General features: G+C 45.4%; 12 protein-coding genes. 5 read left to right on the forward strand and 7 right to left on the reverse strand.

What is annotated here, in order from left to right:
- Positions 1-59: 59 nt before the first annotated feature.
- Genes panE through csdA form a run of 3 tightly spaced genes read left to right on the forward strand, consistent with a single transcriptional unit; the run spans position 60 to position 2,755 of the window.
- Positions 60-953, forward strand: coding sequence for a 2-dehydropantoate 2-reductase (gene panE / locus QWZ04_RS13785; protein ID WP_290328856.1), 894 nt, complete (start codon positions 60-62; stop codon positions 951-953).
- Positions 950-1,546: a DJ-1 family glyoxalase III gene (locus tag QWZ04_RS13790; protein ID WP_290328857.1), complete on the forward strand. Its 597-nt coding sequence runs from the start codon at positions 950-952 to the stop codon at positions 1,544-1,546. Before panE ends, QWZ04_RS13790 begins: the two co-directional genes overlap by 4 nt.
- Positions 1,547-2,755, forward strand: a complete 1,209-nt coding sequence (csdA, locus tag QWZ04_RS13795; RefSeq protein WP_290328858.1) for a cysteine desulfurase CsdA — start codon at positions 1,547-1,549, stop codon at positions 2,753-2,755. It abuts the gene before it with no gap.
- A 129-nt stretch (positions 2,756-2,884) separates the two neighbouring features.
- Here the strand turns inward: csdA and csdE are convergent, their stop codons facing one another.
- The 4 genes from csdE to QWZ04_RS13815 form a co-directional block, all read right to left on the reverse strand.
- Positions 2,885-3,316, reverse strand: a complete 432-nt coding sequence (csdE, locus tag QWZ04_RS13800; protein WP_290328859.1) for a cysteine desulfurase sulfur acceptor subunit CsdE — start codon at positions 3,314-3,316, stop codon at positions 2,885-2,887.
- 183 nt (positions 3,317-3,499) lie between these two features.
- A complete protein-coding gene (gene tcdA / locus QWZ04_RS13805; protein ID WP_290328860.1) occupies positions 3,500-4,318 on the reverse strand; it encodes a tRNA cyclic N6-threonylcarbamoyladenosine(37) synthase TcdA in 819 nt (272 codons plus the stop codon).
- Positions 4,319-4,404: 86 nt separating this feature from the next.
- Positions 4,405-5,508, reverse strand: coding sequence for a murein transglycosylase A (gene mltA / locus QWZ04_RS13810; RefSeq protein ID WP_290328861.1), 1,104 nt, complete (start codon positions 5,506-5,508; stop codon positions 4,405-4,407).
- A gap of 139 nt (positions 5,509-5,647) precedes the next feature.
- Positions 5,648-6,112, reverse strand: coding sequence for a DUF2850 domain-containing protein (locus QWZ04_RS13815; RefSeq protein ID WP_290328862.1), 465 nt, complete (start codon positions 6,110-6,112; stop codon positions 5,648-5,650).
- A gap of 142 nt (positions 6,113-6,254) precedes the next feature.
- Here QWZ04_RS13815 and argA point away from each other — a divergent pair, with 142 nt between their 5' ends.
- Positions 6,255-7,583 (forward strand): amino-acid N-acetyltransferase, encoded by a 1,329-nt coding sequence (gene argA, locus QWZ04_RS13820; RefSeq protein ID WP_290328863.1) that lies wholly within the window; start codon positions 6,255-6,257, stop codon positions 7,581-7,583.
- Between the two features lie 249 nt (positions 7,584-7,832).
- Positions 7,833-8,093: a hypothetical protein gene (locus QWZ04_RS13825; RefSeq protein WP_290329189.1), complete on the forward strand. Its 261-nt coding sequence runs from the start codon at positions 7,833-7,835 to the stop codon at positions 8,091-8,093.
- Between the two features lie 90 nt (positions 8,094-8,183).
- Here the strand turns inward: QWZ04_RS13825 and recD are convergent, their stop codons facing one another.
- The 3 genes from recD to recC all read right to left on the reverse strand — a co-directional run bounded on the left by recD (position 8,184) and on the right by recC (position 17,544).
- Positions 8,184-10,244 (reverse strand): exodeoxyribonuclease V subunit alpha, encoded by a 2,061-nt coding sequence (gene recD, locus QWZ04_RS13830; RefSeq protein ID WP_290328864.1) that lies wholly within the window; start codon positions 10,242-10,244, stop codon positions 8,184-8,186.
- Complete coding sequence (gene recB, locus QWZ04_RS13835) at positions 10,237-13,842, reverse strand: exodeoxyribonuclease V subunit beta (RefSeq protein ID WP_290328865.1); 3,606 nt, start codon at positions 13,840-13,842, stop codon at positions 10,237-10,239. The genes recD and recB overlap by 8 nt, the downstream gene beginning before the upstream one ends.
- 246 nt (positions 13,843-14,088) lie before the next feature.
- The gene (gene recC / locus QWZ04_RS13840) at positions 14,089-17,544 is read right to left on the reverse strand and encodes an exodeoxyribonuclease V subunit gamma (RefSeq protein ID WP_290328866.1); all 3,456 of its coding nucleotides are present in this window, start codon (positions 17,542-17,544) and stop codon (positions 14,089-14,091) included.
- Positions 17,545-17,557: the final 13 nt, after the last annotated feature.

Genomic DNA, 17,557 nt, shown 5'->3' on the forward strand with positions numbered 1-17,557 from the left:
TTGGAAATCTAACACGCTAGCGTTATGCTTTTAGCATAGATTTCTGCTAGGTAAACATCTTGAATATCACCATTGTTGGCCCTGGTGCCATTGGCTCTCTTTGGGCATACAAACTGCAACAAGCTGAGCATAATATCGCTCTGTGGCAGCGAAAAAAGGTAATTTCCACTTATTCCCTTCAATTCGATAACGAAGAAACCATCACTTTACCTAGCAACGATGCTGAGTTTTTGGCTAATAGCGATCTGGTACTAGTCACCGTAAAAGCTTGGCAGGTAGAAAGCGCGGTTACCCCATTACTCGCTCACATCCACCCCGATACTATCTTGTTATTCATGCACAACGGTATGGGTGCGCTAGATGAGTTAGAAGAAACGCTTTCAAACTGGCCAGTCTTAATTGCCACTACCACACAAGCCGCCTTCAAACCAAGTAAGCATCAAGTAAACCATACTGGCATGGGAGCCACTCAGATCGGAGCATGGAACAAGAAGGGTCAACAATGTGCTTTTGTTGCCGATGTTTTTAATCACGCGCTATCACAAACAAGTTGGAACTCTCATATTATCGATGCACTCTGGCAAAAGCTCGCCATAAATTGTGCTATCAACCCGCTCACCGCACTCAATCAGTGTAAAAACGGTGCTCTGGCTAACGACCGTTATAGCGAACAAATCAACACTATCATTAATGAGCTGACTCAAGTCATGCAACAGCAACAGGTTGAATTGGATACAGAGACGTTGAAACAAACTGTTTATAATGTCATTGGAGCAACGGCTGAAAATTACTCCTCCATGCAGCAAGATATACAGCACCAGCGTGTGTCAGAGATAGACTTCATTACTGGCTATGTGGTCAAATGCGCGCAACAACATCAACTTTCTGTTCCTGCTAATAAGCAACTGCTTGAGAGTATTAAACAAATCGAACAATCTTGGAGCCAACGATGAGTCATAAAATATTAGTCCCTATTGCCGAAGGCAGCGAAGAGATGGAAGCGGTCACCATCATTGATATTATGGTTCGTGCAGGCTACGAAGTTACCGTCGCAAGTGCCGATCCTGAGGGTAAGCTGACGATGAAAGCTTCTCGTGGGGTAACGCTCACTGCAGATTGCCGTTTAATCGATATCGCCGATCAAGAATTTGATGCCATCTTATTGCCTGGTGGCGTTGGTGGCTCTGAAGCTTTTCGCGACAGCACTGTGCTCATAGAGATGATTAAACAGCATATGTATGAAAGCCGCTTGATGGGCGCAATATGCGCTGCTCCTGCTTTGGTTCTGCAACATAATCAGCTATACACCAAAGCCTTAATGACTTGCCATCCAGCCTTTCAAGAGCAAATCCCAGAAGAACTAAGGCGTGTTAAGCGCGTGGTTTATGACATTACTCATAACCTAATGACAAGCCAAGGGCCGGGAACCGCTTTGGAGTTCGCCATGGAGATCGTCATCCAATTATCTGGTAAACCACATGCGTGGAGCATTGCCGAACCTATGGTCACTCAACCCACACTTCACTACCATGAGATGGGTAAATAGATGCACATCGACGATATCCGCAAACAATTCCCGGCCTTACAACAAAACATCGCAGGGGAGTCTCTGGTTTACCTTGATAGCGCCGCTACCACTCAAAAACCCCAAGTGGTGATTGATGCGATCAGCCATTATTACAGTCAACAAAATGCCAATGTGCATCGCGGTAGCCATAGCTTAACTGCCAATGCGACCTTTCAATTTGAAGCGGCGCGTGAGTGTGTAAAAGACTTTATTGGCGCTGCTAGCAGTAAAGAGATCATTTGGACGCGAGGCGCAACCGAAGCATTAAACCTCATCGCCCAAACTTATGCCCGAGATACGCTACAGGCTGGTGATGAGATATTAGTCGGTGAAATGGAACACCACGCCAACATTGTGCCCTGGCAAATCGTTGCGCAGCAAACTGGCGCTAAAGTCATCAAGATCCCCATGACCGATAACGGTGAACTAGACCTAGATGCCTTCTCCGTATTACTTAATCACAAAACAAAACTGGTTGCTGTCGCCCACATTACGAATGTCACAGGTTACCGCCAACCGATTGAAACCATCATAGAGCGCAGTCACAACGCTGGCGCTGTCGTGGTCGTCGATGGAGCGCAAGGCATTGTGCATGAGCACGTTGATGTTAAAACGCTAGATGCCGATTTCTATGTATTTTCCGGGCACAAGCTATATGCTCCTACCGGAATCGGCGTGCTATACGGAAAACTCGCACTGCTAGAAGCGATGCCACCATGGCACGGTGGTGGAAAGATGGTAGAAAAAGTCAGCTTTGACGGGACGACCTTTTCTGATTTACCTGGAAAATTTGAAGCTGGTACGCCAAATGTGGCTGGTGCGATTGCCCTTGCAACCGCTATCAATTGGTATCAAGGCTTAGATTCGAAAGTTATTGAATCGCACATTCACGCTTTGGTTGAAGCGACTGCAAGCGCCCTAAGTAAAATGGATGACCTTACCTTGGTTCACCCGCAAGCTTCAGGTAGTGTGCTTACTTTTGTTGTTGATGGGGTTCATCATCAAGACATCGCCACCTTGTTAGACAAACAGGGCATCGCTGTACGCTCTGGTCACCATTGTGCCCACCCATTAATGGATGCTTTAGGGGTTTCAGGTACCGTTCGCGTTTCGTTTGGGGTTTATAACACGATGGAAGATGTTGAGCGCTTAATTAGCGCGATGGAAAAGGCATTGGATATGTTGTGATGAAGTGCTAAAGGCTAAGTACTAAAAGCTAAGTGTGTCCGGTAGGCCTTAGGGCTGCTAGGAAAAGATGAAATAGAAGCAAGAATAAGGAAGAAGGTGATTGTTGATGTTCTTCTTCCTGTTTGCTAACTAGCGGGCAGCTTGCACTTTGATTTGTTCTACGATGGCTTTTAAGCCGTTGCCTCTAGACGGGCTCAAGTGTTCAATTAGGCCTGTTTTTTGAAAATAACTGTCGATATCAAATTGAGCAATTTCAATACTCGTTTTGCCATGATATGCAGCTAAAACCAGCGTTATCAAGCCTCGCACTATTCGTGCATCTGAGTCTGCGCAAAAGTACCAACGACCTTCTACTTGCTTGCTTACAAGCCACACTTGGCTTTCACAACCCGCTACCGTTACTTGTTCTGATTTAAATTCATCAGGCATGGTTGGCAGCTTCTTCCCCCATTGAATCACTTGGCGATATCGGTCTTCCCAGCTAGTAAAATTTTGCATGGTACTTTCGATATCTTGAGCAGTAACATCACTACCAAAAGGCGATTGAGGAAATTCAGACATGAGACTTTACTTTTAACCATTGAAATTGACACAATTATATCACTAAAGCCAGTAAGACAAAGGCACAAACCAACCTAAGTTAAACTCCTACCTTCCCCCCAAGCTCATCCCTCTTCGCCTTTAGCCTTTGGCCTTAAAAACTTAGCTTTTAGCACTTCGCTTTTAGAACTTAGCTTTTCGTACCTAGCTCTTAACCTTCATCCCACGCTCGATCAGCTTTTCGACCACACGTGAAACAGCGACAAAACCAAACGTGGCCGTCACTACCGTAGCCGCGCCAAACCCACTGGCACAATCCATACGTTTTGGGCCTTCAGCCGTCGACTTCATGCCGCAAACCGAGCCATCGGCTTGAGGGTACTTCAGTTGTTCCGTTGAGAACACACAATCAATACCGAATTTACGCTGTGGATTTTTGCTAAAATTATGAAAACGGCGCAAAGTATCTTTGATTTTTTTTGCCAGTGGATCTTGGATAGTTTTAGATAAATCGGCCACTTTGATCTGAGTAGGGTCGACTTGTCCACCAGCCCCACCGGTCGTCACGACTTTGATTTTATTACTCTTACAGAAAGCCAAGAGCGCCGCTTTTGCTTTTACGCTATCAATCGCATCCAGTACATAATCAAACTCTTTGCTGATGTACTCTTGTAGGTTATCTGGCCCGATAAAATCGTCAATGAGATTGATTTTACATTCAGGATTAATCAACTTCACACGTTCTGCCATCACTTCGATTTTACTCTGACCCACTGTGCCGCTCATCGCGTGAATTTGACGGTTAATGTTCGTCACACAAACATCATCCATGTCGATCAGAGTCAACTCACCTACGCCCGTTCTAGCGAGGGCTTCTACTGCCCACGAACCTACACCACCTATACCAACAACACATACATGGCTAGCACGTAAGATATCGACCTCACTGTAGCCATAAAGGCGACGAGTACCGCCAAAGCGTTGGTCATATTGTTCAGAAGCAGGTGTGTTTAATTCACGCATAAAAAACTCTTACGTTGAGGTAGGTAAAAAGACAAAGAGTGCGTTTTATACGCACTCTTTAAAGGTAATACAAGTTGAGATTAAACCTAATTGGACTTTTCTGGCGGCATCGCCCATGGCGCTTGAGTTGGAGAGCTTTGCAGCCCTAACTTCCATACCCGACCAAAATGTTTATAGTGACCCGCTTGCGTTCCCGCGAGGCTGCCAATGCCGTGATATAAGTCTAAGTGGTTTTGCTTAACAGCGCCGCCAGTATCTAACACAATCAAGATGCGTAATTCATGAGCGCCGCTCCACGTTCCATCCGCATTCAGCAATGGCACTTCTGCAAGAATTGGGGTTCCCATTGGAAATAAACTGCGATCGCCCGCAACAGAAGCCATTGGCATTAGCGGAATTCCCGCACTGCCCGTTACTGGCGCAGCATCTCTTGGTTCAAAGAAAACATAAGATGTGTTTTGCTCTAGCACTTCTCTTACGGTTGCTTCATCTTGCTGCAACACCCAATCTTTAATGGCTTTCAGCGACATTTTTTCACGAGGAACTAAGTCTCGCTCAATCAAAACTTTACCGATGCTAACGTAAGCATGACCATTTTTACCACCGTAGGCAAAATACTCTAACGTGTCATCATCACCAAAGTGTACAAAGCCACTGCCCTGCACTTCCATAATAAATGGGTCGATCATATTCGCAGCGTAGCCGAGTTCTAAATCTTGACCTTGCAGCGCACCTTGGTTGATTTCGGCACGTGTTGGGCACTGCTCGCCACAATCGGGTTTGCGGTAAACCGGGTATCGATATTCGTTATCCGCTTCATGACGCAACTCAATCACCGGAGAAAAGTAGCCAGTAAACAGAACGTTGCCTTTTTTATCTCCCCCCCCTAACTGGGCCATTTGAATGCCATAGTTAGCCAGCTCGCTCGGTTCACCACTTTGCAAACTCCACGCTTCTAGTTGTTCATAAAGAGGTTGATAGAGTTTGGCCATGGATGGAGAAAGAGTGACGACTTGCTCAGCTTGGTTTGAAAAAGCCGTGTAATTACGTGGCACATTCGACTCAATCGATTCGACTTGATTTAGGTTAGACGTAAACTCGCCACTTTGATATTGCTGACCACGTTCAGTTGGCCCAGCACAACCAGCAAGGGCAAGCACCGCCCCGATACAATACAGTTTTTTGAACACAGAAGAAGCATCCCTTTATAATGATAAAAGTAGGATGACAAAGTATTCAACTCGAAGCAACACAAGGATTGTAAAGATTTTAGTTCGTTCAGAATCCAAACAACTTTGGACTCATTTCAGTCATTTAGACCCGCATTATTTATCGGAATAGCTCATTTGTTCCTGGTAGCGGGGGAGGAGGGGTGGTATTGAGGAATACGGACTCATAATGCGCTGGAGACACACGTTTAAGTTGGGTCATCGCTGAGTTTCTCACTTCAAATCGATGATGCTCTGCGCCCAAATCAAACTCCAAACGCACACCATCAAACGTGAATTGAGTGGTGACCTGTCGTCCATCAATGAATATCCCATTTTTTTTAACGACAAAGCTATCTGCAGCATAGTCCGCGACGTTTTGCTCTACCCAGGTGCCAAATATTTGTTGTCGATAGAGTTTGGTCACTTTCTGATGATCAACGAAACTTTTTACTCCGCCATAACCCAAACCAATCACAATCACACTGAGCAACACCCAAACCCTTGCGTAATGATGCAACGGTTTTTTGCCACGGTTATTCGATTCTGTCTTTTTATAGTTAGCCATGATTATGGATGGTTTCATTGTGATTCCATTAAGGTTAATTCAACATTGCTGATAATGGTATTAATTTAGAAAATAAGCGTCTAACGAACCGTTAAAACCTTGCATTAAAGTGAATTAATAGTCATTATTAAAACATAAATAATCAAGGATGTGCACTGTAGTGAAATTGAGAAGCACCGCATTAGTTAAAGGGTTTAGACAATCCACTCCCTATGTTACCGCTCACCGTGGGAAAACCATGGTGATCATGCTGGGGGGCGAAGCTTATCAAGACAACAACTTTAGCAACATAATCAATGATATTGCCCTACTTCACAGCTTGGGTGTAAAAATTGTTCTGGTTCATGGAGCAAGGCCACAAATTAACCAAAGACTTGAGCAGCAAGGGCTAACAACCCCTTACCACAAAGGTATTCGTGTCACCGATGCCAACGCACTCAACCTAGTTATGCAGTCAGCAGGGCAGCTGCAACTCGACATAACCGCCAAGTTGTCCATGAGCTTAAACAATACCCCAATGGCAGGCACTCAGCTTACTGTAGTCAGCGGTAATTTCGTCGTAGCGCAGCCAATTGGGGTCGATGATGGTATCGATTATTGTCACAGTGGCCGCATTCGACGCATTGATACTCAAGCAATTGATCGTATTTTAGAACAAGGATCAATTGTACTGATCGGCCCTATCGGGAGCTCTGTCACCGGTGAAAGTTTCAATTTGCTCTCAGAAGAAGTGGCAACACAAGTCGCGATCAGATTGAATGCAGACAAACTCATCGGCTTCAGCTCTGAGCAAGGGGTGCTGGATAAAAACGGTCAAGTGATTGCCGAACTCTTTCCTACTGAAGCAAAATCGATTCTGGATCAACTTGAAACCAACGAACAAAAGCAAGGATCAGGCTCTATTCGCTTCTTGCGCGGGTCAATTAATGCCTGCCGCGCAGGCGTACCGCGAAGCCACCTGATCAGTTACAAAATAGATGGGGCTTTAATCCAAGAGTTGTTCTCTATCGACGGTATCGGTACCCAAGTTGTTATGGCCAGTGCCGAGCAGGTAAGAGAGGCAGACATTGATGACATCGGTGGTATCGTCGACTTAATTGAGCCACTGGAAACGCAAGGAATACTCGTTCGTCGCTCTCGTGAACAACTAGAGCAAGAGATCCATCAATTCACCATCATTGAAAAAGACGGCATGATCATTGGCTGCGCAGCGCTTTACCCTTATGAAAGTGAAAAGAAAGCGGAAATGGCCTGCGTTGCGATTCACCCTGATTATCGCGATGGTAATCGTGGCGTGCATTTGCTTAAACACATCCATTTAAGAGCAAAGAAACTGCAACTCGAACATCTATTTGTTTTGACAACTCGAAGTTTGCATTGGTTTAGGGAGCAAGGCTTCGTTGAAGTCGATGTGTCTGCGCTGCCGACTGAAAAACAAGGACTCTATAATTATCAGCGTCGTTCCAAGATTCTGCAGCTAACTGTTTAGCTATCAGTCATAGATAGATGGATATAAATCAAGTTCCATAACACCTTGATATATCAGCACTTGCTTAAAAATTAACATTACTGACTCTAAATTGACTGTTATTTAAGCATGTTGCTGGTACAATCACGCCCTTCTCCAATTAGCGCCATCATAAATAATAGAGAAAAATTACCACATGGAGGTAATACACTCTTTAACATTAGAGTGAACGGCTAGGATGCGAGCATTCATCACTTGCGAGCATGATTCATGAAAACTGTCATTTGCAACTCCGCCCAAAGCTTTTGGGACATGGCCGATAATCATTTCTTAGACGGCCAAGAAGTACACTGCGTATTCCCAGTGAACACCAGTATGAAACGTTTTATTTTGTCTTACCAAACACGCTGCAATATTAAGAACATCTCGTTCTCGAGCATCTTTGAAGAAGACGGACCATCGCAAGGCCCCTTAAAGAAGCCAAGCATATTAGGTCGATTTAAATCACAAGAAATTCAATTAGCTGACTAGATTCCATTAACCAACTAGTATCGTACCACGGACGGTCGTTCTTCCTCTCACATCCCTAATACTCATTAAAAATCAGGCGCTCTTTATCAATTAGAGCGAGCTCAATCGCTGCGCTAATCCACTGCTTCTTATCGTTTTAATACTGACTCCCTTTGACAGCACCGCAGGCTGACAAAACAAATCCAATTGCGATTTTGCACGAGTAATACCGGTGTAAATAAGCTCTCGGGTGAGAATAGGACTGAAATCATTCGGCAGTACCATCACCGTATGGTCAAATTCACTGCCCTGAGATTTATGTATCGTCATGGCATAGGCTGTTTCATGCTGTGGTACTCGGCTTGGTAACACCCCTTTTACGCTTCCATCAGGCAATTCAAAATACACTCGTAAGCGAGCTTCATCTTCAGATTCGTCTAACATACAGATGCCAATATCACCGTTATACAAACCTAAGCCATGATCATTACGCGTCACCATTACTGGACGACCGACGTACCATTGCTCTTCAAAACTAGGGATTAAACGTTTTTTCCGCAAAGCTGCTTCAATCCGTAAGTTCAGCCCTGTTAGGCCAAAATCGCCTTCACGAATAGCGCACAATAATCTGCTTTTACTGAACTCTTTCAATACCTGCTTGGGTAGCGAAGTGGTGGTTTTATCTTTTGTATGAACGAATGACAGATAGCCTGAATAGTTTGCCACCATCATGTCTATCATCGCGGCATACGACTCTTTACTTAAATCATGACGTTTAATATCAGTAAACCCAGCCAGCCACACTTGTTCGACTTGGTATGGTTTACCTGCATTGATTGCTTTTGCCAATTGGCCTATGCCTGAGCGAGCATCAAATCGATAACTTTTTTGCAGCATGCATAAACTGTCTGCTAGGCCCGTATTTGCATTAGTCGACTCGTTCTTTAGCCAATCGAACCCGGTCAACGTGGCAAGTTGTTGGCCTTGTTGAGCACTGAAGCCTTGATCAATGAAGGAACAAATATCGCCCAACACTGCGCCTGCTTCTACCGATGCTAATTGATCTTTGTCTCCCAGCAGAATAAGCCGCGCTTGGTTAGGAAGCGCATCAATTAACTTATGCATCATGGGTAAGTCGACCATGGACGCTTCATCGACCACTAAAATATCTAAGTGCAGTGGGTTGACTTTGTTATGACGAAATTCAGCGCGGTTCGGTATGGCCCCGAGTAATCGGTGGATGGTGCTGGCTTCTGTCGGTATAGCGGCAATGATTTCTGGATCAACAGGGAGTTGGCTTATCGCCGCACCAATCGACTCAGTTAGACGCGCCGCCGCTTTTCCTGTAGGCGCTATCAGCTTAATGATCGGTAGATGATTAGCTTGATTGCCTTGCTCCACTAATGCTGCCAACAATTTCGCCACGGTGGTTGTTTTACCTGTACCCGGGCCGCCAGAGATCACCGCAAAACGCCGAGTAAGGGCAACGGCTGCCGCTACCTTTTGCCAGTTTAAACACGCCGATGTTGGCACAAGCAGGCGAAGATCTTCTAGATCAGCGGCTTTACTTGCCTTAACCAGTACTTGATCAATCCCACTCCAATCCAATTGTTCAGGCAATACCACATCCAGATGATCACACACCAATTGCTGACGTAATACTTGATTGCTTTCCGTAAGGTTTGTTAACGCTTTAAACAGAAAACTGAAACTTGGAGTAAAAAGGTGATCCAACGTTTGAGTCATTGCCCCTAAGCCACTACTGGCAAGGGAGCTAGACTGAGCCAGGCTTTTTAATACGTCACTTAATTGGCTTTCGTAGTGCCAATATCGATGCAAATACAGGCGTGAGCCGTCTAACACCAAAGGTTTAGCTTGGCTACCGCTTCCAATCACACTTGCGCGTTGCATCAATGAAAGCCAATTTACGTCAGAGACAATAAGGTTGAGTTCAGCGGCTTGTTCTCCATAGAGGCCTAACATTTGGCTAATGTCTAGCTTGGTGAGATCAATACAGATATGGCCCTTACCTAGCTCATGGCTAAGTAATGCGGCTAAAAAGCCGACTCGCTCAGATTGTGTTGGCTCTTGATTCGCGATAAAACGACCAAACTGATAATCAAGCTGACGTAATACGCCCTTTTGACTCAAGCGCTGTAAAGTACTAAACATGTTCTAATTCACCATCAATCAGTAGATCAAACTGCTGTAAGAAATCTTGGCTCGGGCGGGCAGAAAACACTCCGTGCCCAGATTGACCGTCCATCCCTCTTAAGAACAGATAATACACGCCACCAAAATGCGTTTCGTAATCATAATTCGCCACTCGGCTACGCAAGAATCGATGTAAGGCAAGTGCATAGATTTGATACTGTAAGTCGTAGCGGTGATCGGCCATAGCTTGCTTGAGCTTCTCCCCATGATATTCACTCACATCATCACCCAGATGATTAGACTTCCAGTCCAGAACATAATACTTACCTTCATGTTCAAACACTAAATCAATGAAGCCTTTCAACATACCTTGAACGGTATGAAAACCTAACTCTCCAGCTTGCTGGGATAATTCATCATGTTGGTGAGCCAATTGATTAAACGCAACGGAAGACAACAGTTTAATTGGCAACAAAAATTCCATTTCAACTAAACGCTGGCTTGGCCCTTTTTGTGCCAGTTGAAGACCATTGCCATCCAATGGTGTATGCATCACTTTGTCTACCATATTTTGCAATACAGGTAGCCATTCCAACTCTAGATTTTCGCTTTCTATTAATCGTTCAATGGTTGCTTGGTTATCAACGCTGTTTGCGGGCTCAGTAAACTCGACTTCTTCAAATAATGTGTGCAAGAACGTACCAGGAGCGGCGCCACGAGGGAAAGTGAATATCGAGCGTTCAGGTTCGGCTAGTTCTTGCTCTTCTTTATCATCAACAGAGTCAATATCAAACCCCGCTTGCTCAAAACTGGCATCATGATTGGAATGTGACCCTTGCTTTACCAACCCAGAATAACTGGTAATACGCCAGTATCGATCGATTCGAGTATTAAACTCATTGGCAATAAGCTCTGCCTCTTCCGTCGCTGGTGATTGATAAGGTCCTTCATGTTCCTCTGGCACACTCGCTAATTGCATTGATTGCGCCGTTGAACACACGCTTTGGATAGAGCTGGCAAATTCCGCGGCTGATAACTGTTTTCCATTTTGCAATAGGTTGCCCATGGCACTTAAATGCACACCACTTGGATCTTTACTTGAACGACCTTTTCTCAATGGGGTTAATCCAATAACACAACCATATACAGCACGGGTGAGCGCCACATAAATCAAACGTAAATCTTCAGCTAAACGTTCTTTATCCGCTTGAGCCAGTGACGCTTTGTTATTGGTAATATCCAACACTGTTTGCGCCAATTGCTCATCGTAATACTTACCCTCACTGGCTTCGCGATATGCACAAACAAAAGGTAAAAACACCAAATCATATTCCAAGCCTTTGGATTTATGAATCGTCACAATTTGCACTAAATTGCGTTCAGACTCCAATCGTTGAATCTGCTCATCACTGGCACCAGAAATTCCTGATTGAATATTGGAAATTGTTTCACCAAGCCAACGCAATAAACCATGGTCACTGTCGATTTCTAAGCTCTCTTGTTGCAGCAATTCGCCAACGTGCAGTAAGTCGGTTAAGTCTCTTTCTCCTTGTTCTTCTTCCAGTAATCGCTCGGCAATTTGATGCTTGCTCATCACCGAACGTATCATTGGCATCACACCACGTTGTTGCCATAAAACGCGGTAGTCTCGAAACTCGTTCACGGTGTTTTCCCACATAACTTCGTGGTTATTTAAGTTATCGAGCTGCTTGGCATCCAAAGCGAATAAACTTGAAGCCAAACAAGACCTTAATGCACGGTCATCATCCGGGGTTAATACCGCTTGAATAAGGCGCATCACATCAGTAGCGATGGTGCTGTTAAAGACACTGTCTCGATTAGAAAGATAAACACTGGCGATGCCTTGTTGCGCGAGCGCATCTTTAATTAACCGCCCTTCCATCCCCGTACGCACCAACACCGCAATATTACCAGCTTGCAGTGTTTGCTTTTGCTTGCCCGTATCTAGCCACGCTTGATCTTGATCCGCGGCGGTCAAAATAGATTGAATATGCACTGCGGTCGATTGCGCCATGACCTGCTGGTATTCTCCTTTGGTCACTGGCTTGGCTTCTTCATCTTCGTGCAACCAAAGTGTCATGGCATCTTGTTTATGACCATTCAGTTGCCAATGCTTACTTTCTGCATTCGGGCTGGATTTCACAGGGCGAAAAGGGATGTCTCGGTCATAAATAAATGGGCTATCGGAGGCACCAAACACCTGATTGACCGCATTCACCATGTCGGCACTGGATCGCCAATTGGTGTCTAGCGTGTAGTGATCCGCCACCTCATTTCTAGCACGAATATAGGTAAAAATATCAGCACCACGGAATGCATAAATGGCTTGTTTAGGGTCGCCGATCATAAACAAACCGCACTCAGGTTGCCCAACGTATATTCGGCTAAAAATGCTGTATTGCATTGGGTCGGTATCTTGGAATTCATCGATCATGGCAACCGGATACAGATGACGAATTCGCTCCACCAGCAATTGTTGTTCATCGTTATCGATGGCGGCGCTCAATTGAGTGAGCAGGTCATCAAAAGAAAGCCAGTTTTTACGCTGTTTGGCTTTCGCCAGCATCACTCGGCACTGCTCAATGGCGTGAGCGAGTAAAGGTTCTCTCAAGCTCATGGGTTGGGCCAAAAATGATTCTATTGCCACAAAGACAGAATGAGAAGGAGCCTCTCCTTTCGGCGTTTTTTCCGTTAACACTTGCTGAGAAAATCGCTCTAATTTGTCTGGAAGTTGATAATCAATTGTGGGAGTTGCAGCCCAAGCAGATACCTCATTTAACCAGTTTGGTAGCGATTTTTTGGTGTAGCTGCGCTTGTTAATATCTGAATTGGCGATGAGGTCATGTAGGTCGCTCTGAGCTTCGACCCATAATGCTTTCAGTACGTCTATGCCCTTCATGTTTTCTTGATGAAGGTCCGCTAATGTGCCTTGCATGGCTGGCACTGAAATATTAATCGGCACACCGGTTAGATAACCGCCTACTTGTTGTAGTAACGCTCGTGGCGAAGACCAAATATTGCGAACTTCTGCTGACAGCTCCAGCGACAATGGATAAAAATTACGACGCCAGTAATCGGCCACGACTTGCGCCTTCAGTTGGCTCTCATCAGTGACAAATTCATTATTAAAACGGCTACCGGATTCGAATGCATTTTGAGTCAGCATTCGTTGGCAAAACCCATGAATGGTATAAATGGCCGCTTCATCCATTTGTCGCTCAGCTTGCAATAAAATATCCGCTGCGCTTTTATGATCGGTAATGACGTCCAATAAGGGCTTAATAACAGGGTCACCGCTCACACCACGAGCAAACGCCAACCGTGCATCATGAATACGAGCGCGAATACGATCGCGCAGCTCGGCAGTAGCGGCCTCAGTAAACGTCACCACCAATATTTGATCCACGGTAAGCGGCGCTTGATGTCGAGTTTGCTCATCCCCATGACCAAGCAGCAGGCGCAAATAAAGCCCTGCGATAGTAAAGGTTTTTCCTGTTCCGGCAGAAGCTTCAATGAGCCGTGCGCCATGCAAAGGAAAAGTCATGGGAGTTAGTACGGTTGCAGCGTCGTTCTGCTCATCCATATTGGTTGTCATTTTTTGCCTTTAAGTTCTACTGATTTGTGATCAAACACTTAAATCACCACAAAATTAAAAATTTTTAGAATCAAAATATTACAGCTTGCGAGCAGGCTCACGGTTTCAGTAAGCTCGCCTCGTTAGTATCGCTTCCACAGAATTTATGGTCACCTCTGACCTTGTGGTCGCACAGTAGACGCCCTACATATAAAAATGATTTGCTGGCGACCACCCTACACTTTCACCCTATAAACCTTTGTCTAATTAGTGACTTGCCATCTCTTCCGCTGTGGTGGTGGATAAGACTGCCGCTTGCAATACTAAACTAGCATTCAATCTAACTTGCTGGGCAAGTTCATCATTCCATTGTGGCCAAATTCGACTGATGTAGCTGTCTATTCCTTCTCCAGGAAAGAAACCGCTGTTGAATGCATCAGCCATTTTATTCAAACATTTTTCTTCATCGTCGACCCACTCGCCCGCTTTGCTAATGCAAGCTTCGATGCCTGCCAGTGCGGTTTTAGGAAAGTAAGCCAGTGGTTGATTCATGCCTTGGTAATACAAGCGGACGAGCTGCGTTAATGCCTGCTTGGCATCCTGAACAGAATCGATTGGGGCTATCACCCAATGTTGTACGCCGTCTTTTTTATCGTAGCCAATGAGGTGAGTACGAGTCGAATGGCCATTAGCCGCCAGACATAGGTGATCGATCCACCCCGACAACCAATCTTGCGGGCGTAATTTACCACAGCGATAACGCACTAAGCCCGAACGATACAAGCGTGTGAGCCAGCCATTTAAGTGGTAGTTTTCACCATCTATATCTATTGTTAGCGCCACTTCCGCATCGTCGAGCTGTGCTTGACATAAAGGCGCGATCGCATCGACCAATGCTTGGGTTTGCGCCGAGTTAGTCACAAACTCTAACTCGCCAAAAGCACCGATTGGCAGTAAACCTTTCGCTCGTTGCTCGGCAACAAAAGAGGCGATTGCTGCGGTTTCATCACCGCCTTTCATGCGATTTTCGAGTAATATTTCGAGTAGCTGATCACGCATTATATACCCTTCAAGTCCGCCCACAACGAAGGGTTCATCGTCTTCCATCACACCTTGCAATGAATCAAAATTCACTTTTAAACGGCGATTAAAGAAATACTGCACGGGCAAACGCCAAAAGCGTTGTAATTCAACCAAATCGATCTGATACGGCGCACTAAATTCCAACAAATAGTCGTCAAGCGGTTGGCTAAACTCGCCACACGCCTGCCCCTTGCGGTTGACGGTTGGCAACCACTCTTTCGCGTAGCTAGGGCTTTCAAGACTAAATGCCGCCGGGCTAAATGGCATCATGGCGTGGTGGGAGGTTAAAACAGCGAGCAAAGCATCACCGGACGCATCAACCGCGAGTGCTTCATCACCCGCTAAACAATAATTCTGGTGACAGTACTCAAGTAACTCAGACACCAAAATTGAAGGTACTTTTTCTGTATTGTCTTGAATAGAACGGCCAATGTAGCTGATGTACAAGCCTTGCTGGGCAGAGAGCAAGGCTTCAAGGAACAAGTAGCGGTCATCATCTCTGCGGGAGCGATCTCCGGGCCTTGTTCTACCGGTCATTAAATCAAACCCTTCCGCTGGCATTGACCGTGGGTAAGCCCCGTCATTCATGCCTAATAAGCACACCACTTTAAATGGAATGGAACGCATGGGCATCAAGGTACAAAAGTTTACCTGACCGGCTAAGAATCGCTGGCTAACGCGAGTGCCGGAAAGCCTGTTTTGCAAGTAGATATTCATGACCGATGGGCTGATTTCTTGCTCAAATCCAGCGTCTATCAGTTGTTCTTGCAGTTGAGTTAAGCCATCTCGAATCGACTTCAGTACCATTTCATCTTCAAGCTCTACGCTGAAGAAGTCATCCAACAGTCCTAGAATATTTTGATGCCATTGACTGGCGGTTTGCGGCAGTGATAGGGCTTGCCTGTAGCAACTGAGCATTTCAACAAAATGCGCTAATTTGCCAGCTAACTCTGCGTCCATACCTTGCACTTCATTAAAAGCCGAGATATTACCGCTTGCACCTGAAAACAGCCCGTAAGAGTCTGGCATCGCATAACCCAATAGCATTCGCTCTATGCCAAATAACCAGGAGTTTTGTGTTTGCTCGGGCAAATCAAAGTGAACGGACGTGTCGCCATCGAGCCCCCATCGTACGCCAATTTCTTCGATCCAGGCCTTAGCTCTTTCAAATTGTTGTTCATCTAGCCCAAACCTCGCCATCATTGCTGGTACTTCTAACAGCTCTAGCATCTCTGAGGCGTGGCATCGGCTTTCTGGTAGCGCCATCAAACTCATGAACGCCGCTAAGATTGGGCTTTCTTGAGAGGCGCTGCGGTCGGAAATAGAGTAAGGGATGTAACGCTCGCCGGGTGCATTACCGAATACAGATGAAATCGCGGGGCTATAGGCGTTGATGTCTGCCACCATCACGATAATATCTCGTGGTTTCAGTTCTGGATCGGCTTCAAACATCGCCAGCAATTGATCGTGCAATACTTCAACTTCTCGCATGGCGCTGTGACAGGCATGCAATTGCAATGATTTATCGCCTAATACAATTGATTTCTTATGGTCACTAGAATCAAGAATGCTGTCGTCTTGATGTTCTTCCAAATTAAGAATATCAGTTTGGATTTGATGCAGCATTGAGTCGCTTTCTAAATCAACAAAGGCTTCTATTTCGTTGGCTTCTAATTGAGACAATAAGTACATGTTATCTCGCCCAAGCTTGCCCATGGACGCAAGTAAGCCGTTGCCAACCACATCAGTGTGCAATTCATCAATGACGTTCTCATCAACACTGCCTTTAAGCTGTGTGCTTTCACCGGCCAACTCAGAGTGATCCCCTTTCCACTCAATGTGCTTCCTTGCCAGTGAAGCCAAGCGAGCGAGGTATTTTCTGTCTCTGACCTCTCCCCAGTAATAACGGCAAGGGTTGGTAAACATCAGATGCACATCGATGTGTTCACCTAGCGCTTTTAACGCGTCCATATAACGTGGAGGCAATGAAGAAATACCAAACACAAATAGGCGTTTAGGTAAGTTTTCTACCTTGCCGTTGAAGTTCTCTAGAGAATCAATGAAATGCTGATACAGATTGGCACGATGATAAGGCGACTGACCCAGTGCAATGGTTTGATCGTAGAGCGCTTGCCACAAAATAGGCTGCCAAGAAGACTCTCCTTCGAGTTCCGCAACATCCTGCCCCGCTTCCCATGCCGCGATCCATTCAGGTCTATACACCAAGTAACCATCAAAGATATCTGCTATTTTTTCGGACAATTGGTAGATCTTAGATTGGTCGGTATCGTCTTCCAAATACTGCTTTAACGGCGCAAAATCATCTTCGTCTAATAAGGCTGGTAGACAAAGCATGAGCTTCCACGTCATGGCTTCTTTGTTAAAGGCACTGCGCTTAGGAACATCAGGTAACACTTTGGTGAACATTTCCCAAATAAATGTCGCAGGCAGTGGGAAATCAAGGTTCGCGGCAACACCAAATTCATTCGCCAATGCCATTTTGAGCCATTGAGACATACCCGGGCTTTGCACCAAGATCTGCTCAGCTTCAAATGGATTTTCAAGAGGATTAATTCTGACTAATTCGACCAATAAGGACTTTAATAATTCAACTTGATTAGAATGATAAACAGTAAACACGTTAGGCTCATGC

The sequence above is a fragment of the Vibrio tapetis subsp. quintayensis genome (genome assembly GCF_030409945.1).
GTDB lineage: Bacteria > Pseudomonadota > Gammaproteobacteria > Enterobacterales > Vibrionaceae > Vibrio > Vibrio quintayensis.